The organism is Streptomyces sp. NBRC 110035 (assembly GCF_000829695.1).
Classification (GTDB): Bacteria; Actinomycetota; Actinomycetes; order Streptomycetales; family Streptomycetaceae; genus Streptomyces.
The window spans coordinates 99,930-121,558 of sequence record NZ_BBNN01000025.1; the positions used below are offsets into that span (position 1 = coordinate 99,930).

At 71.6% G+C, this 21,629-nt stretch carries 23 protein-coding genes and 1 tRNA gene; 6 read left to right on the top strand and 18 right to left on the bottom strand.

Annotated features, from left to right (window positions below; translation table 11 throughout):
* Positions 1-136: 136 nt before the first annotated feature.
* Genes TU30_RS15470 through TU30_RS15480 form a run of 3 tightly spaced genes read left to right on the top strand, consistent with a single transcriptional unit; the run spans position 137 to position 4,800 of the window.
* Positions 137-1,312: an HpcH/HpaI aldolase/citrate lyase family protein gene (locus TU30_RS15470; RefSeq protein WP_042170064.1), complete on the top strand. Its 1,176-nt coding sequence runs from the start codon at positions 137-139 to the stop codon at positions 1,310-1,312.
* Between the two features lie 42 nt (positions 1,313-1,354).
* The gene (locus tag TU30_RS15475) at positions 1,355-3,988 is read left to right on the top strand and encodes a phosphoribosyltransferase (protein ID WP_078878299.1); all 2,634 of its coding nucleotides are present in this window, start codon (positions 1,355-1,357) and stop codon (positions 3,986-3,988) included.
* Positions 3,988-4,800: a hypothetical protein gene (locus TU30_RS15480; RefSeq protein WP_042170067.1), complete on the top strand. Its 813-nt coding sequence runs from the start codon at positions 3,988-3,990 to the stop codon at positions 4,798-4,800. Before TU30_RS15475 ends, TU30_RS15480 begins: the two co-directional genes overlap by 1 nt.
* 76 nt (positions 4,801-4,876) lie before the next feature.
* On the opposite strand, the gene TU30_RS15485 is transcribed toward TU30_RS15480, so the two are convergent.
* The 3 genes from TU30_RS15485 to TU30_RS15495 all read right to left on the bottom strand — a co-directional run bounded on the left by TU30_RS15485 (position 4,877) and on the right by TU30_RS15495 (position 7,500).
* Positions 4,877-5,668, bottom strand: coding sequence for a DedA family protein (locus tag TU30_RS15485; protein WP_042170069.1), 792 nt, complete (start codon positions 5,666-5,668; stop codon positions 4,877-4,879).
* Positions 5,669-5,751: 83 nt separating this feature from the next.
* Positions 5,752-5,973: a zinc ribbon domain-containing protein gene (locus tag TU30_RS15490; RefSeq protein ID WP_042170071.1), complete on the bottom strand. Its 222-nt coding sequence runs from the start codon at positions 5,971-5,973 to the stop codon at positions 5,752-5,754.
* Positions 5,974-6,045: 72 nt separating this feature from the next.
* Positions 6,046-7,500, bottom strand: coding sequence for a hypothetical protein (locus TU30_RS15495; RefSeq protein WP_078878300.1), 1,455 nt, complete (start codon positions 7,498-7,500; stop codon positions 6,046-6,048).
* 299 nt (positions 7,501-7,799) lie between these two features.
* Here TU30_RS15495 and TU30_RS15500 point away from each other — a divergent pair.
* A tRNA-Val gene (locus TU30_RS15500) sits at positions 7,800-7,871 on the top strand.
* Positions 7,872-8,409: 538 nt separating this feature from the next.
* Positions 8,410-8,643 carry a helix-turn-helix domain-containing protein gene (locus TU30_RS15505; protein ID WP_234307874.1) on the top strand — a complete coding sequence of 78 codons (234 nt, stop codon included), beginning with the start codon at positions 8,410-8,412 and terminating at the stop codon, positions 8,641-8,643.
* Between the two features lie 88 nt (positions 8,644-8,731).
* Here TU30_RS15505 and TU30_RS15510 read toward each other — a convergent pair whose 3' ends face one another.
* Both TU30_RS15510 and TU30_RS15515 read right to left on the bottom strand, forming a co-directional pair.
* Positions 8,732-8,917, bottom strand: coding sequence for a hypothetical protein (locus TU30_RS15510; RefSeq protein WP_042170074.1), 186 nt, complete (start codon positions 8,915-8,917; stop codon positions 8,732-8,734).
* The gene (locus TU30_RS15515) at positions 8,902-9,255 is read right to left on the bottom strand and encodes a hypothetical protein (RefSeq protein ID WP_042170076.1); all 354 of its coding nucleotides are present in this window, start codon (positions 9,253-9,255) and stop codon (positions 8,902-8,904) included. Before TU30_RS15515 ends, TU30_RS15510 begins: the two co-directional genes overlap by 16 nt.
* Before the next feature lie 188 nt (positions 9,256-9,443).
* On the opposite strand from TU30_RS15515, the gene TU30_RS15520 reads away from it, so the two are divergent.
* On the top strand, positions 9,444-9,686 hold the full coding sequence (locus TU30_RS15520; protein ID WP_042170079.1) for a GntR family transcriptional regulator: 243 nt from the start codon (positions 9,444-9,446) through the stop codon (positions 9,684-9,686).
* Positions 9,687-9,746: 60 nt separating this feature from the next.
* On the opposite strand, the gene TU30_RS15525 is transcribed toward TU30_RS15520, so the two are convergent.
* The 13 genes from TU30_RS15525 to TU30_RS15590 all read right to left on the bottom strand — a co-directional run bounded on the left by TU30_RS15525 (position 9,747) and on the right by TU30_RS15590 (position 21,629).
* On the bottom strand, positions 9,747-10,055 hold the full coding sequence (locus TU30_RS15525) for a hypothetical protein (RefSeq protein ID WP_052479806.1): 309 nt from the start codon (positions 10,053-10,055) through the stop codon (positions 9,747-9,749).
* On the bottom strand, positions 10,052-10,408 hold the full coding sequence (locus TU30_RS15530; protein WP_063837638.1) for a hypothetical protein: 357 nt from the start codon (positions 10,406-10,408) through the stop codon (positions 10,052-10,054). The genes TU30_RS15525 and TU30_RS15530 overlap by 4 nt, the downstream gene beginning before the upstream one ends.
* A 3-nt stretch (positions 10,409-10,411) precedes the next feature.
* Positions 10,412-11,269: an N-acetylmuramoyl-L-alanine amidase gene (locus TU30_RS35400; protein WP_107068475.1), complete on the bottom strand. Its 858-nt coding sequence runs from the start codon at positions 11,267-11,269 to the stop codon at positions 10,412-10,414.
* Positions 11,269-11,496 (bottom strand): hypothetical protein, encoded by a 228-nt coding sequence (locus TU30_RS15545; protein WP_042170081.1) that lies wholly within the window; start codon positions 11,494-11,496, stop codon positions 11,269-11,271. Before TU30_RS15545 ends, TU30_RS35400 begins: the two co-directional genes overlap by 1 nt.
* A gap of 64 nt (positions 11,497-11,560) precedes the next feature.
* Positions 11,561-11,962: a hypothetical protein gene (locus TU30_RS15550; RefSeq protein WP_042170084.1), complete on the bottom strand. Its 402-nt coding sequence runs from the start codon at positions 11,960-11,962 to the stop codon at positions 11,561-11,563.
* Between the two features lie 15 nt (positions 11,963-11,977).
* The gene (locus TU30_RS15555) at positions 11,978-15,304 is read right to left on the bottom strand and encodes a hypothetical protein (protein WP_052479807.1); all 3,327 of its coding nucleotides are present in this window, start codon (positions 15,302-15,304) and stop codon (positions 11,978-11,980) included.
* Positions 15,304-18,444 (bottom strand): phage tail tape measure protein, encoded by a 3,141-nt coding sequence (locus tag TU30_RS15560; RefSeq protein ID WP_158719321.1) that lies wholly within the window; start codon positions 18,442-18,444, stop codon positions 15,304-15,306. The genes TU30_RS15555 and TU30_RS15560 overlap by 1 nt, the downstream gene beginning before the upstream one ends.
* 386 nt (positions 18,445-18,830) lie before the next feature.
* A complete protein-coding gene (locus tag TU30_RS15565; protein ID WP_042170339.1) occupies positions 18,831-19,364 on the bottom strand; it encodes a hypothetical protein in 534 nt (177 codons plus the stop codon).
* Entirely contained in the window at positions 19,364-19,837 is a 474-nt protein-coding gene (locus tag TU30_RS15570; RefSeq protein WP_042170088.1) for a phage tail tube protein, read from the bottom strand. Before TU30_RS15570 ends, TU30_RS15565 begins: the two co-directional genes overlap by 1 nt.
* Positions 19,838-19,847: 10 nt before the next feature.
* The gene (locus TU30_RS15575; RefSeq protein WP_042170089.1) at positions 19,848-20,288 is read right to left on the bottom strand and encodes a minor capsid protein; all 441 of its coding nucleotides are present in this window, start codon (positions 20,286-20,288) and stop codon (positions 19,848-19,850) included.
* Positions 20,285-20,632 (bottom strand): hypothetical protein, encoded by a 348-nt coding sequence (locus TU30_RS15580; protein WP_042170091.1) that lies wholly within the window; start codon positions 20,630-20,632, stop codon positions 20,285-20,287. Before TU30_RS15580 ends, TU30_RS15575 begins: the two co-directional genes overlap by 4 nt.
* Positions 20,633-20,643: 11 nt before the next feature.
* On the bottom strand, positions 20,644-20,961 hold the full coding sequence (locus tag TU30_RS15585) for a hypothetical protein (RefSeq protein ID WP_042170093.1): 318 nt from the start codon (positions 20,959-20,961) through the stop codon (positions 20,644-20,646).
* On the bottom strand, positions 20,961-21,629 hold the full coding sequence (locus tag TU30_RS15590; protein WP_042170096.1) for a hypothetical protein: 669 nt from the start codon (positions 21,627-21,629) through the stop codon (positions 20,961-20,963). The genes TU30_RS15585 and TU30_RS15590 overlap by 1 nt, the downstream gene beginning before the upstream one ends.

A 21,629-nucleotide genomic window follows, 5' to 3' on the forward strand; every position in this document is an offset into this window, starting at 1 on the left:
GGCACCGACACGGCCGGGACACCTGAAGTTCACGCCTGGCGGGAACCGCCGACATCGATACCTACGTACTATTACCGGCCACCTTCCGACATTCCACAGCCATTTCGCGCCATGCCCACGGTCACGGGGGAGTTCAATGCGTCACTTCGGACAGATCGCCCCTGCGGTGCGGAAACGTCTCTTCTACCGGGAGCCGGGCCTGTTCACGACCCGGTCCCCGGCCCGTCTGCTCTCCGTGGCCCTCGGCGCCACGCTGTACAGCCCCGCGACCCGCCCCCGGCTCGCCGACGACATCCTCAAGCAGGCCGGGAACGGCGTGGTCTCGATGGTGCTGTGCCTGGAGGACTCCATCGGCGACGACGACGTGAGCGCCGGCGAGGCGAACCTCGTGGCCCAGTTCGCCGACCTGGCCGGCCGGCCGGGGGCCGACCTGCCGCTGCTGTTCATCCGGGTCCGCACCCCCGAGCAGATACCCGACCTCGTCCGGCGCCTCGGGCGCGCCGCCCCCCTGCTGTCCGGGTTCGTCCTGCCGAAGTTCACCGAGGAACGCGGCATGCCCTTCCTCGAGGCCCTCGCCGTCGCCGAGGCCGCCTACGGGCACCGCCTCTTCGCGATGCCGGTGCTGGAGTCGCCCGAGCTGCTCTACCGCGAGAGCCGGGTGGAGACCCTCGAAGGCATCCTCCGCGCGGTCGACAAGTACCGCGACCGGGTCCTCGCGCTGCGCCTGGGCGTGACCGACTTCTGCTCCCCGTACGGGCTGCGCCGCGGTCCCGACATGACGGCCTACGACCTCCAGATCGTCGCCTCCGTGATCGCCGACGTGGTGAACATGCTGGCCCGCGTCGACGGCACCGGATTCACCGTGACCGGGCCGGTCTGGGAGTACTTCCGGACCCAGGAACGCATGTTCAAGCCGCAACTGCGGCAGAGCCCGTTCCTCGAGGTGCAGGCCACGGAGCTGCGCCAGTCACTGATCGAGCACGCCATGGACGGCCTGCTGCGGGAGATCTCCCTGGACCGGGCCAACGGCCTGCAGGGCAAGACCTGCATCCACCCCTCGCACGTCCTGCCCGTGCACGCGCTGTCCGTGGTCAGCCACGAGGAGTACAGCGACGCCCAGGACATCCTGCGGCCGGAACGCGACGGCGGCGGTGTCATGAGGTCGGCGTACACGAACAAGATGAACGAGGTGAAGCCCCACCGCGCGTGGGCCGAGCGGACCCTGCTGCGCGCCGAGGTGTTCGGCGTCGCGAACGAGGACATCGGGTTCGTGGAGCTGCTCGCGGCCGGCCTCGCCAAGCGGCCGGCCTGAACCGGACCGAACCGACCTGACCGGACCGACGGCAAGGGATTCATGGAGAAGGCAGTGAACGAGGAAGTGCGCCGCGGGGCACGCGACGCGGTGCGCGACGGATCGCGGGCCGGCGGGGACGTACCCGCCGGGAACGTCTGGTCCGGCAGCTGGGTCGCCGAGCGGCTGGGCGTGGAGCTGGCCGGCGACGACCGGCTGACCGGACTGCTCGGGCTGGCGCTGCGCCGCAACCCCAAGCGGGCGCACCTGCTGGTGTCCAACGTCCTCGGCAAGCACGTACCGCAGTCACCCGCCGTCGTGTACGGCCACGGCGTCGCGCTCGGCCGCCGGGTCCGCGAACTGCTCGGCGACCAGGCGCACCGGGCGGTGGTCCTCGGGTACGCCGAGACCGCCACCGGCCTCGGCCACGCGGTCGCCGACGGCGTGGGCGTCGCCCCCTGCCTGCACTCCACCCGCCGCCCGGTCCCCGGGGTCGCCGCGGCGGGCGGCTTCGAGGAGTCCCACTCCCACGCCACCTCGCACCTGCTGCTCCCCGAGGACCCCGGGCTGCTCGCCGGGGACGGGCCGCTGGTCCTGGTCGACGACGAGTTCTCCACCGGCAACACGGTCCTGAACACCATCCGCGACCTGCACGCACGCCACCCCCGGCGCCGGTACGTGGTGGTCGCCCTGGTCGACATGCGCTCGCCCGCCGACACCGGCCGGCTGGACGGGTTCGCCCGCGGGATCGGCGCCCACGTCGACCTGGTGACGACCGTCTCGGGCACGGTACGGCTCCCGGAGGGCGTGCTGGAGAAGGGCAGGGAGCTCGTCGCCCGGCAGGAGGCGCAGGCGGCACAGGAGGCCCCGCGCCCGGCGGCCGGAGCGGAGGCGCGGACGCGGACCGGCCGGGTCGCGCGCATCGGGCTGGGCTGGCCGAAGGGGCTGCCCGACGGCGGACGGCACGGGTTCACGCCCGCGCACCGCGCCCGCCTGGACGACGCCCTGCCCGCCATGGCCGGCCGGATCGCCGACGCGCTGCCCGACGGCGCCCGACGCGTCCTCGTCCTCGGCTTCGAGGAGCTGATGTACGCCCCGCTCCGCCTCGCCCACGCGCTGGAACAGCGACTGGAGCAGGACCGGACGCCGCGGCGGGCACCGGCCGCCCGCGCGGGCGGCACCGAGGTCCGCTTCTCGACCACCACCCGCTCGCCCGTCCTCGCCGTGGACGACCCCGGCTACGCGATACGCACCCGGCTGGCCTTCCCCGCCCACGACGACCCCGCCGACGGCCCCGGCGAGCGCTACGCCTACAACGTCGCCGGCGCCGGCTTCGACGCCGTCGTCGCCGTCGTCGACTCGGCCGCCGACACCCCCGCGCTGCACGCGCCCGGCGGGCTGCTCGCCGAGCTCGCCGCACACACCCCGCAGGTCCTCCTCGCCGTCGTACCGTCGTACGTGCCCGCCGCCCCGGACCGCCACCGTCCGGACGGACCGGACACCCCGGATTCCCCGGCCGCCCCCGAAAGGCCCGCCTTCATGCTGCCCGAGCCCCTCCGCGGCCCCGCCTTCTCCTCGTACGCGCCCGAGGAGGTGGGCTGGCTGCTCCAGGACCTCTCCGACGTCACCCTGGAGGCGCCCACCGAGGAGCGCGAGGAGGCGATCCAGAGCGGTGGCGCGCACTACGCCGAGTCGCTGCCCGTCGAGTACCAGCCGAGCGAGCAGTACCAGGAGCTGTTCCGGGCGGCCCTCGAGACCTCGGCGGCCCGCCTCGCCCACGCGGTCGGCGTGGTCACCGAGACCGTCCTCGCCGAGCGGTCACCGCGCCCGGTCCTGGTCTCCCTGGCCCGGGCCGGCACTCCCGTCGGCATTCTGATGCGCCGCTGGGCCCGGCACCGGCACCAGCTCGACCTCCCGCACTACGCCGTCTCCATCGTGCGCGGCCGGGGCATCGACGCCAACGCGCTGCGCTGGCTGGCGGAGCACCACGACCCCCGGGACGTCGTCTTCGTCGACGGCTGGACCGGCAAGGGCGCCATCACCCGCGAACTCGCCCAGGCGGTGAAGGAGTTCGAGAAGGCTCACGGGGTCACCGGCTTCGACCCGGAGATCGCGGTCCTGGCCGACCCCGGCTCCTGCGTACGGACGTACGGCACCCGCGAGGACTACCTGATCCCGTCCGCCTGCCTCAACTCGACCGTCTCCGGCCTCATCTCACGCACCGTCCTGCGGGCCGACCTGGTCGGCCCGGACGACTTCCACGGCGCCAAGTTCTACCGCGAACTCGCCGGAGCGGACGCCTCGGTGGCCTTCCTGGACGCCGTCAGCGCCCGTTTCCCCGAGGTGACCGACGCCGCCTGCGCCCAGGCCAAGGAACTGCTCGCCGCCGACCGCACCCCAGGCTGGGAGGGCTGGGCGGCGGTCGAACGCATCAGTGAGGAGTACGGCATCCACGACGTGAACCTCGTCAAGCCCGGCGTCGGCGAGACCACCCGGGTCCTGCTGCGCCGGGTGCCGTGGAAGATCCTCGCGCGCGCCGGAGCGGGCCACGACCTCGACCACGTACGGCTGCTGGCCGCACAACGGGGCGTCCCCGTCGAGGAGGTCGCCGGCCTCCCGTACACCTGCGTCGGTCTGATCCACCCCCGGTACACGCGCGGCGCGACCGGTGCCGACGGCCACGCGGTGACGCTCTGATGCCCGTGCTCGTCGCCAGCGACCTCGACCGCACCCTCATCTACTCCGCCAACGCCCTCGCCCTGACCGGGCCCGACGCCCGGGCCCCGCGCCTGCTGTGCGTGGAGGTCTACGAGAGCCGCCCGCTGTCCTACATGACGGAGACCGCCGCCCGGCTCCTGGCCGAACTCGGCGACGCCACCGTGTTCGTACCGACCACCACCCGCACCCGTGAGCAGTACCGGCGCATCAGCCTCCCCGGCCCCGCCCCGGCGTACGCGATCTGCGCCAACGGCGGCCACCTCCTGGTCGACGGCGAGACCGACCACGACTGGCACGCCCGGGTGACCACCCGCCTCGCCGCCGAGTGCGCCCCGCTCTCCGAGGTGCGGGCCCACCTGGAGCGGACCGCCGACCCGGCCTGGACACGCAAGCACCGCGTCGCCGAGGACCTCTTCGCCTACCTGGTCGTCGAGCGCGAGCTGCTGCCCGAGGAGTGGGTGAAGGAACTCGCCGTCTGGGCGGAGAACCGCGGCTGGACGGTCTCCCTGCAGGGCCGCAAGATCTACGCCGTACCGGGGCCGCTCACCAAGAGCGAGGCCATGCGCGAGGTCGCCCGGCGCACCGGCGCCGGCCTCGCCCTCGCCGCCGGCGACTCGCTCCTCGACGCCGACCTGCTGCTCGCCGCGGACCGGGGCTGGCGCCCCGGGCACGGCGAGCTGGCCGACGCCGACTGGACGGCCCCCGGCATCACCGCGCTCCCCGGGCGCGGTGTCACGGCCGGGGAGCAGATCCTGCGGGAGTTCCTGGAGGCGGCCCGGTCGGCCGGCTGAAGCGGCTGCGGAGGCCGGTGAAGAGGCTTCGGTAGGGCCGCGCCGGAGCGCCGGGCGGCCCGGGGCCGGCCGGGTCCTACCGGTCGGCGGGCGCGTATCCGTGCTCGCCGGCCGGCCCGTGCCCGGCGGCGGGTTCGTACCGTCCTGCGGCACCGCCCCCGCCGGGGGAGCCCGCCGTCCGTACCTCTTCCGGGTCCGCCCGCCCGTCGCGCCGCCTGCGGCCGGCGCCCGGCCGCAGCATCCGCGTGACGAAGAACGCGAGCACCGCCAGCACGGCCAGCCCGAGGACCACCTTCGAGTAGCCCGACACGATGGTCGTGACCTGCTGCCAGTTCTCGCCCAGCGCGTAGCCCGCGAGGACGAAGACGGCGTTCCAGAGGGCACTGCCCAGCGTGGTCAGGCCGAGGAACACGGACAGCCGCATGCGCTCCACACCGGCCGGCACCGAGATCAGCGAGCGGAAGATCGGGACCATCCGGCCGAAGAACACCGCCTTGGTCCCGTGCCGCAGGAACCACGCCTCGGTCTTCTCGATGTCCGAGACCTTCACCAGCGGCAGCCGCCCCGCGATCGCCACCGTCCGCTCCCGGCCGAGCAGCGCACCCACGCCGTACAGGGCGAGCGCGCCGACCACCGAACCGGCCGTCGTCCACAGCAGCACCGCGAGCAGACCCATCCGGCCGCTGCTCGCGGCGAACCCGGCCATCGGCAGGATCACCTCGCTCGGCAGCGGCGGAAAGAGGTTCTCCAGCGCGATGGCGAGTCCGGCCCCCGGCGCGCCCATGGCGTCCATGAGGTCGTTGACCCACTGGGGTCCGGCTTCCCCGCCCGCGGCGACGGACACGCTGTGCGCTGCGATGGCTGTCATGCGGGCCACCGTACAAACGCGTAGCTGAAGAGAACCTGAGGAAGATCCCGGGTGCCGCCGGGGTCGGTCCGGCGCGGGGGCCGTCAGCCGCAGCAGCCTCCGCCGCAGCATCCGCCGCCACCGCCGCCGCCCGCGCGGGGGGCGGCGGCCGGTACGGCGGCACCGCCCACGGCGACCGTGGACAGCAGCTTCACGGTGTCGTCGTGTCCTGCCGGGCAGTCGGCCGGAGCGGAGGACTCCGCCATGGGGCGGCTCAGTTCGAAGGTGTCGTCGCAGGTCCGGCAACGGTACTCGTAGCGAGGCATGCGCACAGGCTAACCGGCCGGCGGCGGGTTGCGGCCGGTGGCGGGGGAGCCGGGCGGCCGGATGCGCGGCGCTCAGCCGGCGGAGCCGCCCCGGTCCTCGCGGATCAGGGACACCACCTGTGCCACCGACCGGCGGACCGCTTCTGTCTCCGTCAGGAAGTGCCAGTAGTCGGGATGGCGTCCCTCCAGCCCGGCGACGGCCCGCTCCAGCCGGGCCACGGCGCCGTCCAGCGGGTGGGCGTGGCGCGGGTCGGGGGTGTGACGGCCGGCCATGGCCAGGCGCTGGGCGTCCCGGATGGCGAAGCGGGTGCGCTCGATCTCCTGCTCCGGGTCCTTCTGCACGGCGTTCAGCCGGCTCAGCCGGTCTCCGGCGGCGGAGACGGCCTCGTCGGTCGTGTTCAGCAGCGCCCGTACGGTCGACAGCAGGGCGGTGGTGTCCGCCCAGCGCTGCTCGTCGCGTGCGGTGCCGGCCTCGGCGAGCTTGCCCTCGGCCTGCCGCACGTTCTCGGCGGCCAGGCCGGGGACGCCCTGGAGGTCCTGCCAGCAGGCGGCGGTGAAGCGCCGGCGCAACTCGCTGAGCACCGGTTCCACCTGCTCGCAGCGGGTGGTGAGAGCCTGGGCGCGGGTGCGCAGGGAGACCAGCCGGCGGCCGGTCTCGGCAGCCAGTTCCGGCAGCCGGTCGGCCTCCGCGCGGATGGCCTCGGCCTGGCGGATGACCTGTTCGGCCCGTTCCAGGGTCTGCGGCACGCCGTGCTGCCCGGCGCCCTGGTTCAGCTTGGTCAGCTCCGGGGAGAGCGCGGCGAGCCGGGCGGCGAGGTCGTCGGCCCGCAGCCCCGACGCGCGGGCGGCGTCCAGCGCGTTCGACGCGGCGAGCAACGCCTGACGGGCCCGTTCGACGGCGGGGGCGAGCCGGGCCAGCTGGGTCTCGGCCTTGCCGAGGAGGGGGCCGAGTCCGTCGGTGAAGCGGTCCAGTTCCCGCTTGACCCGGTCCAGCTCGCCCTTGGCGGCGGTCAGTTCGGTGCGGGCCCGGGAGGCGGCGGAGGCCTCCAGGTCGTCGCGGTCGAGGTCATGGGCGTCGACGGCGGCGATGTACGTGTGGCTGGCCTCGTCTATCCGGTGGCCGAGCGCCTCGAAGTCGGCGACGGCGCGGCGGGCGGCGGGGGAGCTGTCCACGGCGGTGATCGTCTCTATGGAGATCCTCAGGTCCCGCTGGGCGGTGTCCAGCTCGTAGAACGCGGCCGCCGCCTCGTCCTTGGCGGCCTGCGCCCCGGCCCGCTGGTTCTCGGCCCGCCCGCCGAACCAGCGCCGGGTGCCGCCCCCGGCGAACGCGGCGGGCAGGGCCAGCGCCGCCACCAGCGGCAGGACCGTCAGCGCGAACGTCTCACGGAGCGGACCGGCGGCCCGGCGCCGGGAGGCCGGGCCCCACGGGACAGGCCCCCGGGAGACAGGCCCCCGGGACAGAAGACCACGCGTGCGGCGCACGCGTGGTCCCGACGGCGAGTACGGCTGCTCTGGTGTCGCCGTCACATCCCTCTCCCGTACTGTCGTTCGCCTGCCCGATGGCCATTGTCCCACCGGTGAAGGACGAACACACGGGTCGTTCAGTTCGCCGTACGGACCGTGATGTTCCCGTCGCCGGTGCGGACGCCGGCCGGAGAGGAGCCGGCGTCGTCGCGCGGCACGGACACCTTCTCCGCGCCGTCACCGGTCCCGGAGGTGACCCGGGAGGAATCCCGCCCGGACGGATCGCGGCAGGCCCGGGAGCCCGGATCGTTCCCCGGGCCATGTAGGCTGTCGAATCGGTCCGGGCGGTGCGCCCGGGTCCCGGGTGCGTAGCTCAGGGGTAGAGCGCCTGCCTTACAAGCAGGATGTCGGCGGTTCGAAACCGTCCGCGCCCACCGACCGCTAAGGTCGAGGTCACGGCAGGAATGACGGCCCTCCGGAAGATCATCCGGGGGGCCGTTGTCGTCGCCGGAATCCACATGGAATCCACAACGCCAGACGATCATGACTGTTCCGATCACCCGTTCGGGGGACTGGACTAGCTGACGGCGACACGTAAAGTAGCGCGGACGAGAGGGGCAGGCACGCCTCCCCGCGCGCGCCTGAGACGCGCTTCTCGAACTCCTGCGGGTGCCCGGCGGGGAGGCCGGCCCCGCGGGGAGGCCCCCGCCGGCTATATCGGTGGGGGCCTCTTGATGTCTCAACGTAGACGGCCCCGGAGGCTTTCACCTCCGGGGCGGGACGCCTTGACTGAGTCTTGGCGTCTAACGGTCGGATGGGGCGGAGACGCGTACGCCCGCCGGCCGCTCTCATCCGCACACCACCCGTGTCCGTGCAGGCGGGGTGGGGTCTTGCATGCCTCAGAGTGCATGATCAATAAAGGCATGGTGTCACCAGGCTGACACAAGATCGTCACGGCCACAGCGTGGGCGAGTGCCCGCAGACCAGCCCGATGATGAGACCGCCCGCGAGATGCTCCGCATCGGTCGGCGCATCCGCGAGGTCCGCGAGCACCAGAACCTGACCCAGGAGAAGGTCTACCTCGCGGTGCCGATGAACCGGTCGCACTACCAGCAGATCGAGTCGGGCCAAGCGAACCCGACCCTGCGGACCTTGGTTCGGATTGCCGACGCGATCGGTGTGCCCCTCGCCGACCTGGTGAGGTGAGCGGCCGCCCCGCCACGGGGACAGCGAAGGCGGCCGCTCTCATCCCGCTACCGGCATCGGCGCGAGCCAGCAGCGGGGGCATGGCGGGTCAGTGGGGGTGGCGGCGGATGTGGACGTTGCAGTCGGTCGCGCGCGCCCCGTCGCCACTGCGGCGAGCGTCGGAGCGCTGGCCGTCCCAGTAGCGACACCGCGCGCAGCCGGGTACCGGCTCCGGGTCGGGGAGCGGTACGCCCAGGAGCGGCGCGGCCTCCAGCGTCATCAGCGGCTCAGCCATAGCCCGCCACCCTCCCTGATGAGACGGTGCACCTCGACGGAGACAGGGCATTCGGGCCCCTTCCGGCAAAGCCCGCATGCGGGCGCGTGGTCGAACAGGGCTCGATACGCCCGCCGTGCCGTACAGCGCTTGCAGCCGCGGGGGAACCACGAGTAGGTGCCGCCCGGCCGGCGCTTCTTCCGTGGCCCGAGGTCGACCGCCGTGCCGGCCGTGAGCGCGATGCCGTCCCACACACACGTCGCCCCGCGCACCTGCGCCTGGGTGAGGCCGTCCAGGGCGGGCAGCGCCAAGGCGGCGAGCACTCGCTCCCGGACGGTTGCCGTAGGGCTGTCGTTCATACAGACGGGTTGCGTAAGCTCTGCCACGTCGCCGCTCCTCATGATCCTCGCGGTGGCCAGCCCCCGGACCCGGCCAGGTCGCGGGGGGCTTTTGTGACTTGGACCATACTCCTTGCATACCTTGCATGCACTGCATACGGCGCATCCACTTCTCGCGGAGAGCACGCTGTGCTCATAGCGTCACCTGCATGATCGACCCCACGTCCGAGGTGCCCCGCTGGCGGCAGGCGCACGCGATCCTCGCCGACCGCATCCGCGCCGGGGAGTACCCGCCCGGCGAGCGCGTGCCGTCCGTCGTCGCACTCTCGGAAGAGCTGGGCATCTCGATTCCGACCGCGCAGAAAGCGCTCCGGCAGCTGCGCGAGGACGGGCTGACGTACACCGTGCCCGGGTTCGGCTCGTACGCCGCCGACCAGCCGCCCACCGCCTGATCCCCGGGCACGACGAAGCGCCCCCTCCCACCCCGAAGGGCGAGAGGGGGCACTGCGCTGTCAGCGGGCGATGAGGGCGATCGCGCCGGTCGCTGCACCGGCGATACCGGCGAGGACACCGATGGTAGGGAGCGGCCAGCGCGCCCGCTCGAGGATGGTCACCCGCGGCTCGATGTCGCTGGACTTCGGCATGGCCTCCAGAGTGCGAAGCCGGGTCTCGTGATCGGCGACGTCCTTGCCGAGGTCGTTGAGGCCCTGCCCGATGCTGTCGAGTTTGGTCTCCACCCGGGTGACACCATCGCTCAACGCGCGCAGCTCCGAGTACATCTGGGCGCTGGGGATGTGCACGCCCGGGTCGGGGGTTGTCACCGCAGGCTCCCGCCACGCCGCTCCACCATGCGGTTGATCTCCGCTGCGAACTCGGCAGGGTCGCCGAACTGCAACTTCACCCGCAGGGGCACGGTGGCCGGCTGCTCGTACTGCGGCGGCCGCGCCCAGCCCAGCAGCAGCCCGGCCAGCGTCCGCAACGGCTCCCAGCCGAGCCGGTCCGCGGCCTCCTCGAGGACGCGCCACAGCGCGTAGTACCCGGCCGTCAGCGCGGCCGTGACGTACGTGGTGACCAGGCCGTCGTCGAGGTCTAGACCGACCTTCGCGGCCAGGCCCAGGAGGAGACCGGCGACGATCGGGACGACCGTCCGCATCAGGCTCGTGAACAGGTTCATGGGTCAGTCCTTCACTGTGAAGCCGTAGGCCTTGCCCAGGCGGGTGAGTGAGTCCTTGCCGAAGTAGCCGTCCGCGGGCTGGCCGGGCTGGCGGCCGCGGTAGCCGCACCGCTCCTGCCACTCCGACACGGCCGGCCGCGTCAGTGAGCCGAGAGAGCCGTCGACCCACCGCTTCGCGAGTAGGCCTGCCCGGTACAGCGCCTCCTCGACGACCAGGCCCTCCGCCTTGTACGTGGTGCCGCCCTGCGGGAGACCCGGGTCCCGGCGCTGCGCGGCCAGGATGTGCGCGAGGCTGACGACCGGCCGGGTCGGAGCGGCCGGTGCCGGTACGGGCTTCCGCGCCTTCGCCACGATCTCGGGGAACACCGTCTCCCGGAACTGCGCGATGCGGGCCGGGCCCGGGCACGCGGTCCCCGACGTCGACCAGGCCGCGTGCAGCGAGTGGTAGCCGAAGCCGCCGTCCGCCGCGGTCTGACAGATCCGCAGCGGGACGCCGTGCTCCTGGTGCGCCCACACGCCGAGGGCGATCAGCTCGGTGACCTGCTCGTCCGTCCAGGGGTCGGAGGCCTTCGTGTTGCTCGCCGTCTCGATGCTGATGGCGCCCGTCCCGTCCGGACGCCGGTTCGCGGAGGCGTTGGCGTCGGCCCGGGTCGTCGTCGACAGGTACTGCCCGATCGAGCCGTCGAAGTCCAGCCCGAAGTGGCTCTCCAACGAGGTCGAATTTTTCCAATAGGCGTACAGGCGGTGCTCGTCCCACGGCGCGACGATGCTGTGCATGATCAGCTGCGTCGGCCGGATGGCCGGCTGCTCGCTCGACTCCGGCTGAAGCTCCAGCCGGACCGCTCTCGGGTACCAGGCCATCAGCTGTTCGCCTCCCGCTCCTTGTTGGAGGCGGCGACGACCGCCCAGTTCTTCGACTCCCACAGGCTGTCGAGCGCCTTCGTCACCTCCGGGCCGGACAGGGTCTCGGCGAGCTCGTGCGCCAGGTCGTGGAACGGCCGGCTCACCTCTTGGAGCGCCGGGGGCAGGTGGTCGTAGCGGAAGTTCCGCAGCATCGCCGCAGTAGCGGGGTGGATCTGGGTGGCCATGAGCGCCTCCAGGGCATGAGAAACGCCCCGGCCGGACGGCTCGGGGCGTGTGGGCGGGGTGGGGTCAGCCGGTGGCGAAGCTGGTCCCGAACTTGACCGAGTTCGCGCCGATGCTGGACGTCGGGTACAGGGTCGTCAGCAGACACTGGCCGTCCGGCAGCATCCGGACCGAGCCCGCGGTGATCCCGCCCACCTCGTAAAGGGTGTAGGTCTCGGCGGTGGGGCGGCAGTCGGCCGGAAGGGTCATGCAGAGGGTGTCGGTGATGTTTCCGGTCGCACCCGCGGTGATCGTGGAGCCGGCGTACGTGAGCATCACCGCCCACTCGATCATCCCTGCGGCCTTGCGGGCGCTGAAGGCTGACACCGTGAATCCAACGGCGCCGGTCGGGGCCGTCGTCAGCGGCAAGGGCGTGAAGTCGTTCAGACGCTCCGCGGTGATGGTCATGCCGGGCTGCCACAGCGTCACAGCAGGCCCTCCTCTCTACAGGGCGACGACAGCCGGGAACGCGAGCCCCACAGCCGTCCCCGCCGGGTGCGGTTTGATCAGCCCGTTGACCGCACGGACCACAGTGAACCGCTGCGGGCTGGCCAGCCGGAAGTTGTCGTACCGGACGACCGGAGAGACGTTGGTGTTGCTCGTAGCGATGAGCGACCGAACCCCCATCTCGCCGGCCGCCGTCAGATCCCCGTCGGTGACAGCGACCTGCCAGCCGCCCGGGTCCGGGTCGGACGCCCGCCAGGCACGGGCCCGCAGGGTGGAGCCCTGACCCTGGAAACGGATCCGGTAGAACACGCCGGCCGCGTGCGTGAGCGACAGGGTGGCGGTGGCGAGCACGGTTTCCGTGCCGCCCACGCGCTTGCGCAGGGTCAGCACCAGGCCCTGGGCCGGCGTCGCTTCCAGCCTCGCCTGGTACAAGTTGTTGCCATCCGTCGCACGGGCCATCGGCCCACCGGACTGGTGACCGCCCGTCGACAGGGCGCTGGTGGCCATATCGGCCTGGAGGTCGAAGTCCGGGCCCGGCTGGGCCATGGTGCAGCGCCGGGAGACGTTGACGGTGGTCATGGCGTGGGCGCCGACGCCGGAGCCGACCGAGTAGTCCGTCGTGGAGCCGCCTGTGACCGCCCACGCCTGCCCGCTGGTTGCCGCGCCCCAGCCGCTCGCCACGGTCCGCCCGAAGGCGTCGCTCACGGCGTCGGCGATGCCGGTCACGGTCATCACCTCGCCCCCCGCCCGCACATCGAACGGAAACTCGGACGGGTACAAGGCCGACGTCACCCACTCGGGCCCGGCCGTGGTCTGCACCGAAAGCGTCGTATCGGCCGCAGCGACCGCCGCGACGAGCTGACTGCCACTGGTATCCGCCCGCCCCAGCACCGCATCACCCACGACGCCGGCCCGCCACGGCGAGCCCGGTGCGCAAACCAGATCCACCGTCCACGTCCGGACCCCGATCTCCTCGCTCAGGCCCTGCACGATCAGATCCACCGGGCCCGGCGGGAGCCAGTCCGGCAGGTCCGTGAGGCGAATCAGGTCGCCCTCGGCGAGCTCAAGAACCGTGGGGATCAGCTCCGGCGCCCGGTGTAGCCGGATCGACACCACCGGGTAGCGGGCCTCGTCCACGGTGCCGAGGTGGAGCAGCCAGTACGCCATCGGCTCCGTCTGGCTGTCGCTGTGGAGGTTCAGGGTGACGCTGTCGTCGTAGCGGCCCACGCCCAGCGGCGGGTCCGCGACCGACAGCGGCCCGGACGTCAACTCCGCCCGTCCTGAGCTTCCGCCTACGCGCTGGACGGTCCAGTCGTTGCGGAGCTGAGAGTCGTCATCGATCGGTTCCAGCTCGGCCAAGCCCCTCTGCCGATACGACAGCGTGAGCTTGGGCGTCTGGTTGTACAGCGACGACCGCGCCCGGTACTTCAGCCCCAGCCGCTCCCGGTCCTCCACCAGGAGGCCGCCGTCCGCCTGCTCGCACTGCTCCAGCTGCTCGAGCAGCGTCGCCGGACGCTGCGGCCCCATCCGCGCGGTCTCGGCCGGAGCCCCGGCCACCGCGATCGGTAGGCCCTCCTCGATGGAGAGGCGCCGCAGCCGCGCGGCCGCGGTCTCGCCCAGGTACCCGTCGTCCGCCCCGTCCATGATGCGGGTGTCCGTGGCCTGGAAGACGGCGAGGTGACCGATCGTGGTGCCGTCCATCCCGGCCCCGAAGGTGCTGGAGATACGGCGGACATTGCCGACCTGCCCCGCGAAGGACGTGGTGTGGAAGACACCGGTGCTCGAGACGTTCGTCCAGCTGAGGTCGACCTGGACGTTCCCGCCGTTCTGCCGGGCGAAGATCCTGACCCTGTTCTCGCTGCCGAAGAAATTCGGGGTCGTGCCCGCCGTGGAGTTGATGAAGAAGAGCTGTGTCCCCTCCGAGTTGAACGCCTTGACCTGCACGTTGCCCGTCTGGACCTGCACCGTCCACCGGACAGCCGTCCCCGTGGTGTGAACCTCAAAAAAGGTCGCCAAGGTCCCCGGCGCGACCGGGATCCTGTATACCATCTCGACCTGCCACGGGCCCGTGCCCACCGCCGGCGGCGGTACCTCAGCCGACAGCGTCGCCCCGGGCTCCACCACCGGCAGCGGCTCCGACCCCGCGAAGGAATCGTCGCTCGCCATGGCGAAGTTGGTGAGCCGGATCGGCGGCACGCCAGCGATCGGGCTGTACGCCTGAGTTGCCTCGGAGTCATCCTCCATCGGCCAGTACGCCAGCAGCGTCGGATCGGACGGGATACGCCGCCGCAAGGTGCTCTGCAGTACCTTGCGGCCCTGGTTGAGACGGCGCAGGACCCCGGCCGCCTCGCCCTCCACAGTGATCAGCTGACCAGCCCGGTCCCAACGCGCCGGCCAGTCCGAGTACTCGCCCGAGAACAAGATCCTGCGGTTGCTGATCTGCGCCCCGTTGACCAGCGTCCACGTCACCCCAGCACCGTCCACGAAGGACGGCGCGCCGACCGCCTGCGCGGTGAAGTCCACGCTCGCGACGGCCGTCCCACCGATGCCAGACCTGAGCTGAAAGGCATGGATGCTGCCGTCCGGGGGCTCGAGACCGAGGGTGCCCACATCACCCACATGCAGCGGCGCCGACGAGGCGTAGGTGGGCGCGGTGCCGCCGCTCCCCCCGGACGCAAGGCCGAGCTGGGTCCACGGGCCCGCGATCGACGGGGCCGTGTAGTGGGTGTACACACCGGTCGACGCACTCCATGTCGCCCGCAGAGCGATCCGCCCGGACGCGGTAAAGGGGATCGGGCTGGTGGAGCCGTACTGCTGGAAAGTGACGCCGTCCGTACTCCGGCGCACAAGCAGCTCGCCCGACGGCCCGATCAGCATCAGCCATGACCGCTGATCCCCCGTGAGCGAGTACTTGCCGCACAGCTCGACGATCTGCCCGAGGCGCTGCCGCAGTGCGACCTCGATACGGATGTCGATGCTGCCCGCGATGCGCAGCGCCGCGGCGTCCGGGGTGGCGGCTCGGGCCTGCCGCTGCTCCTCGGGAAGCAGCATCCGCGGAGCGCCTGCAGCCACCGACACCCGCATCGGCGTGTTCTTGTTCAGCAACCCGAAGAGTGGGCTCCTCGGGTTGCGCCAGGAGAACAGCCCATCCGGGCTTCGCAGGGTGAGGGTGCAGGACGCCGGGTCGACGCCCTGCACCTCGCCCGTACGGCCGCGGGTGTGGGTGATGATGTCCCGCAGCTGGGCGTACTCGGTGACGTCAACCCATGTGCCGCCGATCTGGAATTCGACTTGGGTGCCGAGCGGGTCCTCGGGGAACGCCATCAGCCCGACCTCCGTCCTGAGAACACCAAGCCGACGTCGCCGCCGCCCTTCTTCTGCACGCCGCGGCGGACGCCTTCCACGAGGAAGTTGTCGATGCCGCGGCCGGAGGAGCGAATCTCGATCACCGTGCGGTCCGCAGCAGCCGCGCGGGCGCGCCTGCTCGCCATGTCCCACGAGCCCGGCGCCGGCGTCTCCACCAAGCTGGCCATCGTGGAGTTGACCGCGGACCGCTGACCCTCCACGCCTCGGATGAGACCTTGCGCGGTGTACTGGCCGATCACCGCCATCACCCGGCTCGGGCTCTTGATGCCGAGGGCCTTCCGCATCGCCGAGGCCAAGCCCTTCGCCATCCGGAGCATGGTGTTCTCGATGGTCTTCTGCTCCTTCCGAAGCCCCTTCACCAGGCCCTGAGCGGCCGCGATCCCGGCCTGGTACATGGCGTTGCCCGCCGTCGTCCCGGCCTGCCCGGCCGCGCCCACCAGGAGCTTCTGCTGCGCGTTGATCTGCTTCACCTGGGACGCGTTGGCGTTCGCCAAGGCGGCAGCCGAGGAGGCGCCGCCCGTGACACCGGCCTGCGCGATCTGCGCGATCAGGTCCGACCTCACGCCCTTCTTCTTCAGCGCCGCAAGGTGCTTCTGGAAGGTCTGGGCGGCGGCCGTGTCCTGACGCAGCCCGGCGAGGATCGTCTCGGCGGTCTGCGGCCATCCGCCGGTGTCCTGCTTGGTGATGTCCGCGTCGCCGAGGATGCCGCCCTTCACGTCCGCCGCGAGCTTCGTCCGCGCCTTGCGTAGGTCCTCCATCTTCTTGGTGGCCGTCTTGAGCTTGGCCGCGACCTTCGCCTCCCGCGATGCGAGCCAGTCCAGCCAGCCCGCATCGCGGTTGATCTTCTTGAGGGCGGCAGTACGGCGCTTGCCGGTCAGGCTGTCGCGCACGATGTCGACGAGCTTGTACGACGCGGCCCGGACCTGCTTCGAGCTGCCGGTGAGGCCGTCGATCAAGCCGCGGGCGATCCATCTGCCTTGGGCCGTGGTGACCTTCGAGGGGCTGGCGATGCCGAGGGCTTTCGCGATCGGGCCGGGGATGACGTCCTTCGCCCAGCCGATGATCTTGTCTCGGATCCAGCCGCCCATGCCCGAGATGCCCGACCATAGGCCCTGGACGACGTTCTTCCCCTTCTGGGTGAGCAGCCCGGACAGAGAGCCGATCCCCGCCGAGATCCTCGACGGCAGACCCGCCACCCACGTCACCAGACCGAGGGCCCGCCGTACGGAGGCGTCCCGGAACGACGTCCAGGCCGCGGACGCCCGCGCGGTGACCGACGCGGCCAGCCCGGAGAGCGCACTGCTCGCCCGCCCCGGGAGCCCCTGCACCCACGTGATGAACGAGTTGCCCGTACGGCTCACAGGGCCGCTGATGTACTTCGACCACAGACCGGAGAACCAGCCCCCGATCGAGGTACCGAGGCTTCCCAGCCCTGACCCGGCCGCCGTCACCAGCTCCCAGACGAACCCGCCCATCAGCGTGATCGCCGTCGCGCTGAGCCCCACAGCAACGAGCGCCGGCAGGGCCGCCAGAGCCATCAGAATGGCGCCCGCGATCGCGGCGATCTTCAGGACCTGCATGGGGTTGGCCATCACCCACTCGGCGACCGCCTGGCCCGCCCCCATCAGCCCTTCGATCATGCGCGGGGCGAGTTCCTTGACCTTCTCGAACAGCTTCTGCCCGAGCAACGGCACGAACGCCACGATCCGTTCGGCGCCCTGCGCGCCGCCCTTGCCCGCGTCGTCCCAGATACCGCCCAGCGCCGCCTTGGCGGTTTCGAGGCCCGGGATCACGCTGCCACCGAGGAAGTCGACGACGCCCTGCTGCAGCCCGCGCTTGAACGCTTCGACCTTCGTGCCGGTGTTGTCCCGCAGGCTGTTGCCCATCTCGTCCGCGGCGCCCTTGGTGTTGCCCATCGCCTTCTGGGCCTCGTGCAGATTGAGCTTGAAGAAGGCGGCACCCAGGTCCTCACCCGGGCCGCCGAAGAGTTCCTGAATCGCGACCTTTGCGACATCGGATTCCGGGCCCAGTTCCACGATCGCGTCGTGGATTTTGGCCATGGCCTCTTCGCCGCGCTTACCGCCAGCCGACAGGTCCGCGATCATTTCGTCGGCGTTCAGGCCGACGGACTGCAGCGCCTCCACCTGCGCCTTGCCACCCGACGTGACTCGGAGCTCCAGCTCCTTGAAAGCATCCGCGATCTTGTCGGTGTCCTTCCAGCCCGCCTGGATCGCCTGCCGCATCAGACCGAATGCAGTGCGCCCGGAGAGGCCCGACTTCTGGAATTGCACGCCGTACTCGGTGATGGTCTCCAGCAGGTCTTCACCTGCCGGGCCCATGCCGGTCATACCCTTCGTGATCATGTCGAAGGCCTCGGTCGAGTTCTTCGCCAGACCGGTCTTCACCGCGATCCCGGCCGCCTGCGCGGCCATCCCGACGTCGACTTCCATGGTGTTCGCGAGGTCGGCGGCGTGCGTCGCGATGGACTTGATCTGCGCGTTGGTGGCGTCCGGTGGGATCAGTCCCGACCCGGCGACGGCCTTCATCGTGTCCGCGCCGTCCTGGAACGTGTCCACCACGGCGCTCGTGTACAGCTGACCGGCGATCTTCCCGTACCGCTGCGCCACCGGCCCGGTCAGCCCCAGCTGCGCACCCAGCCGACCTGTGATCCGGGACTGGTCCATCGCGTCGGAGAAGGCGGTCATCAGCAACATGCCTGCAGCCGCGCCCGCCGCCATGGCAGCGCCGCCCGCCACCTGCTTCAGCCGTTCCATCCGGGTGCCGGCCTGGTCGACCGCCCGGTCCGCACCCTCAGCGGTGCCGTCGGCGAGGCCGTCACCGAGCGCCTGGCCCGCCTGCTGGCCACCACGACGCGCCGCGCCCTCGGCTTCCGCCGCCGCCGCGGTCACCGCGTCGACCAACTCGCCGCGCATGGTGCGCCACTGGCCGTCAGCGCCGCGCACCAGGCCCTGCCCGAGCTGGCGGCCCGCGTCCTCGCCCGCGTCCTCGGCGCCCTCGGAGACTGCCTCCCCGGCCGCCTGGCCCGCCCGGACGAACTGACCGCGGCTGTTTCGCAGCCGCCCGTCCGCGCCGCGCACGATGCCCTCGCCCAGCGCCTCGCCTGCCTGCTGGCCCGCGTCCCCGGCGTCGTCGCCCACCTGCTGACCGGTCTGCCGCATGGCGTTCTCGACACGGCGCAGGGCAGGCTCGACAGCACGGTCGTCCACGGACAGGACGGCGTTGAGCTCGCCGACGGTGAGGGCCACGACGACTCACCTCCTTCGGGGTTTGCGGTTCTTGGGGTCCTCAGGAGGTGGTGCGAAGTGCCTGTACAGGCGGGATTCGCAGCTGAGCAGGCCGAGAATGCGGACCTGGAGCCACCGCCAGGTCCGCTCACGGAGGACGCCGGATGAGGCGTCGATGCCGTACTCGGAGTGGAGGTCGGCTTCGATCAGCGACCACTGCTCCAGCAGCCGATCCCAGGTCAGGTTTGAGAGCGACCCTGACCGCGCCCGCGACGGCGTCGGGAGCCCGCCTTCGTACCACTCGAAGAGCTGGGTGACCGGGTCGTACTCGCCCCGGCCGACCCCGAGGTGGCGTGCTTCGCCTGCGCTCGCCGGGCCTCCCGATTCGGCGCTTTTCCCCCCGGCTGCTGGCCTGTCTTCCAGAACTCCTCAGCCGTCTCCTTGTCGGAGATCACCCAGAACATGCTGGTCAAGGCCACGTGTTTGAAGCGGGACCAGCCCACGCCGTCCGCCAGCATCTCGTCGTACGCCGCCCCGAGGCACATGCGGTACAGGTCCCGCTCCTCCTCGTCGTCCAGGACCTCGACGGTCGGGCGCTTCTCCCCGGCGGCGAGGCGGGCCGCCAGGGTGGTGATCCGCTCGATGCGGATGCCGTCCTCCGCGGACGGGTCCTCGATCCGGTACACCCGGAGCTCCCCGTCCTTCCCCTTCACGGGGAGTTCGAGGAAGTCGTCGAGGAACTGGTCGAGGGCCTCGAAGGGCTCGCCCGCCATCACGGCGCCAGCGGGTTCGTGATCGGCGTGAGCGGACCGTCACCGGTGAAGGTGATCTCCGTCTGGCCGAGCGCCGTGTACTCGCCGCCCGCCGGCTGCCAGTTCGGGATCGCCTTGCCCATGTAGGCCTCGGGCATCCCGTTCCGGTTCATGTACCTCAAGTGGATCTTGTTCGCGTCGCCGTACTCGAAGTGCGCGAGCCGGATCGCCTCGTGTACCGGCGAGTAAACCTTGACCGCCTTGTTGGCCTTCCGGCGGATCGTGACGGACAACTCCCAGCTCTGGCCCGTCTTCTCGTTCCCGGCCCAGCCGTCGCCGTCGTAGTCGCTCGAGTCTTCGATGTTCGGCTCGCTGGCGGGCTGGAACTCGCGGACGCCGGGGCAGAGCTGCCAGTCCGGGGCCTCCTCGGTACCCATGTTGATCTCGAGCCGCCACTCACGAGCAAGCTCGTTCCCCTCGGTGGGAGTGGACATCAGGTCCTCCTCAGTCGTTCAGGTTGGAGCCGGACCGGACCGTCCGGACGTAGTAGTTCGCGACCAGTTCCATGCGGCCGCGGGAGTCCTGGCCGATCCAGGCCTGCGAGTTGCGCCAGGAGATCTCCACCCACACACCCCGGACGTCCCAGGAGCAGCGGTTGTGGAGCACGGTGAAGACGTTGTTGGCGAGCTGGACGACGTCGAGCGCGTTGGTGCCCGCCCGCATGCGCGCCTGAATGCCGGTCACGGAGTCCGTGGAGTCGTCGTCCGCGACCGGGTACGGGGTCAGCCCGAGCACCCGGTCCGGACTGTCCGGCACCCGTCCGAGGACGATCCCCACCCCGTCCGCCGGCAGGGCCCCGGACGGGTCGTACGTGCCGACGCCCTCCGCGGCGAGCAGCTCGGCGACACCGACCAGGAGGTCGACATCGTGCGTGCCGCCGCTCACCGCAGGGCCCGCCTGATCTGGGCGGCGATGATCGCGTCGACCTGCGCGCGCTCCTCGTTAAGGCTGTTCTCCAAGAACTTCGCCTGGCGGCCGGGCGCGTGCCGGTAGTCCAGGCGCTCATGCTGAGGCACGGCATACGGCGTGTCGTAGCTGACCATCGCGGTCAGGGTGGCCTCGTCCACGCTCGCCATGCCGGACCGTTGGAGCGCGGCCTCGTCGAGCGGAACACGGTCGTCGCTCACGCCGAGGACGTGCTCAGCGCCGAGGAGCAGGCCTCGGGCCGCAGCGGCCCGCAGCTCGCGTGCTACCGGGGCCCCGTTGAACCGCACCCGCACCTGAGCCATGGCCGATCACCTCATTCGAGCTGGATTTCCAGGTGGTTGGGGGTGCCGAGCCGCTTGCCGTCGCGGCGTTTGGCCTGGATGACCGTCGTGGTCCGGCCGCCGGGGAGCGTGACCCGGGACAGCGGCGGGGCTGTCGTGGCCAGGTCGGCGTACGCGGTCGACGTCGACGTGACCTGCTCTCCGCCCGGCGTCCGGACGGCCCGCGTCTGCTCATCGAGGAGGCAGGGCACCGGGGTGGCCGTCCCGTAGAGGGGGCCGGTGCTGGACTCGCCGGCGTACGGCTCCACCGTGATCTCGTGGATCAGGTATCGGCGGGGGATGCGGGCCATCAGGAGCCGCCCGAGGAGGCGAGCCAGCGCAGCTTGTCCGCAGGGACGTTCTGGATCGCGCGGACGAGCTTCGGTGCGTAGTAGTCCGGGCTGGACCGGTTGTCGCCAGCGCCGAACTGCAGGTTGACGCTGCCGATGGTGACGCCCTGGAGCGGGCCCGCGATGTCCGTCTCCTCGCCGACCTCACCCCAGAACTCGACCTGCGCGCACACCGCTTCGGCGAACGCGGCCTGGACGACCGGGTCGGTCGGCATGCCGTCCGTGTCGGTGTCGTAGAGCGCCGCCTTCAGGAAGTCGCTGTCCAGCAGCTCCGTCGCGCGCTCCAGCAGCTTCACCGAGTCCAGCGGCGGCGCCGCATGCAGGAACACGGCGAGCTCGGTGGTCGTCGCGTATGAGCGGACATCCGCCATCGTCGCGGGCGCTGGCGCGACGGCGACCGTCTCGGTCTCTACCGACGCGCCCGTGCCCACCACCGTCCACCGCAGCAGCCAGATCCCGGCCAGCGTGTAGACGACCGGAGCCGTCCACACCGCCCCGCCCTCGGTGGCCGTCACCACCGGTGTGTCCGTCGTGCCGTCCGGCCGGGTCACCAGCAGGACCGCTGTCGTCGTCTCGTCGGCCGGCTCGATCGCCAGCCGTGCGGTGACGAGGTCCCCTACGTCGGGCAC

Bases quoted from the DNA above. Each gene is read 5' to 3' on its own strand.
- TU30_RS15470 (WP_042170064.1), top strand. From the start codon at position 137: ATGCGTCACTTCGGACAGATCGCCCCTGCGGTGCGGAAACGTCTCTTC.
- TU30_RS15475 (WP_078878299.1), top strand. From the start codon at position 1,355: ATGGAGAAGGCAGTGAACGAGGAAGTGCGCCGCGGGGCACGCGACGCG.
- TU30_RS15480 (WP_042170067.1), top strand. From the start codon at position 3,988: ATGCCCGTGCTCGTCGCCAGCGACCTCGACCGCACCCTCATCTACTCC.
- TU30_RS15485 (WP_042170069.1), bottom strand. From the start codon at position 5,668: ATGACAGCCATCGCAGCGCACAGCGTGTCCGTCGCCGCGGGCGGGGAA.
- TU30_RS15490 (WP_042170071.1), bottom strand. From the start codon at position 5,973: ATGCCTCGCTACGAGTACCGTTGCCGGACCTGCGACGACACCTTCGAA.
- TU30_RS15510 (WP_042170074.1), bottom strand. From the start codon at position 8,917: ATGGCTGAGCCGCTGATGACGCTGGAGGCCGCGCCGCTCCTGGGCGTA.
- TU30_RS15515 (WP_042170076.1), bottom strand. From the start codon at position 9,255: ATGAACGACAGCCCTACGGCAACCGTCCGGGAGCGAGTGCTCGCCGCC.
- TU30_RS15520 (WP_042170079.1), top strand. From the start codon at position 9,444: ATGATCGACCCCACGTCCGAGGTGCCCCGCTGGCGGCAGGCGCACGCG.
- TU30_RS15530 (WP_063837638.1), bottom strand. From the start codon at position 10,408: ATGAACCTGTTCACGAGCCTGATGCGGACGGTCGTCCCGATCGTCGCC.
- TU30_RS35400 (WP_107068475.1), bottom strand. From the start codon at position 11,269: ATGGCCTGGTACCCGAGAGCGGTCCGGCTGGAGCTTCAGCCGGAGTCG.
- TU30_RS15545 (WP_042170081.1), bottom strand. From the start codon at position 11,496: ATGGCCACCCAGATCCACCCCGCTACTGCGGCGATGCTGCGGAACTTC.
- TU30_RS15555 (WP_052479807.1), bottom strand. From the start codon at position 15,304: ATGGCGTTCCCCGAGGACCCGCTCGGCACCCAAGTCGAATTCCAGATC.
- TU30_RS15565 (WP_042170339.1), bottom strand. From the start codon at position 19,364: ATGGCGGGCGAGCCCTTCGAGGCCCTCGACCAGTTCCTCGACGACTTC.
- TU30_RS15570 (WP_042170088.1), bottom strand. From the start codon at position 19,837: ATGTCCACTCCCACCGAGGGGAACGAGCTTGCTCGTGAGTGGCGGCTC.
- TU30_RS15580 (WP_042170091.1), bottom strand. From the start codon at position 20,632: ATGGCTCAGGTGCGGGTGCGGTTCAACGGGGCCCCGGTAGCACGCGAG.
- TU30_RS15585 (WP_042170093.1), bottom strand. From the start codon at position 20,961: ATGGCCCGCATCCCCCGCCGATACCTGATCCACGAGATCACGGTGGAG.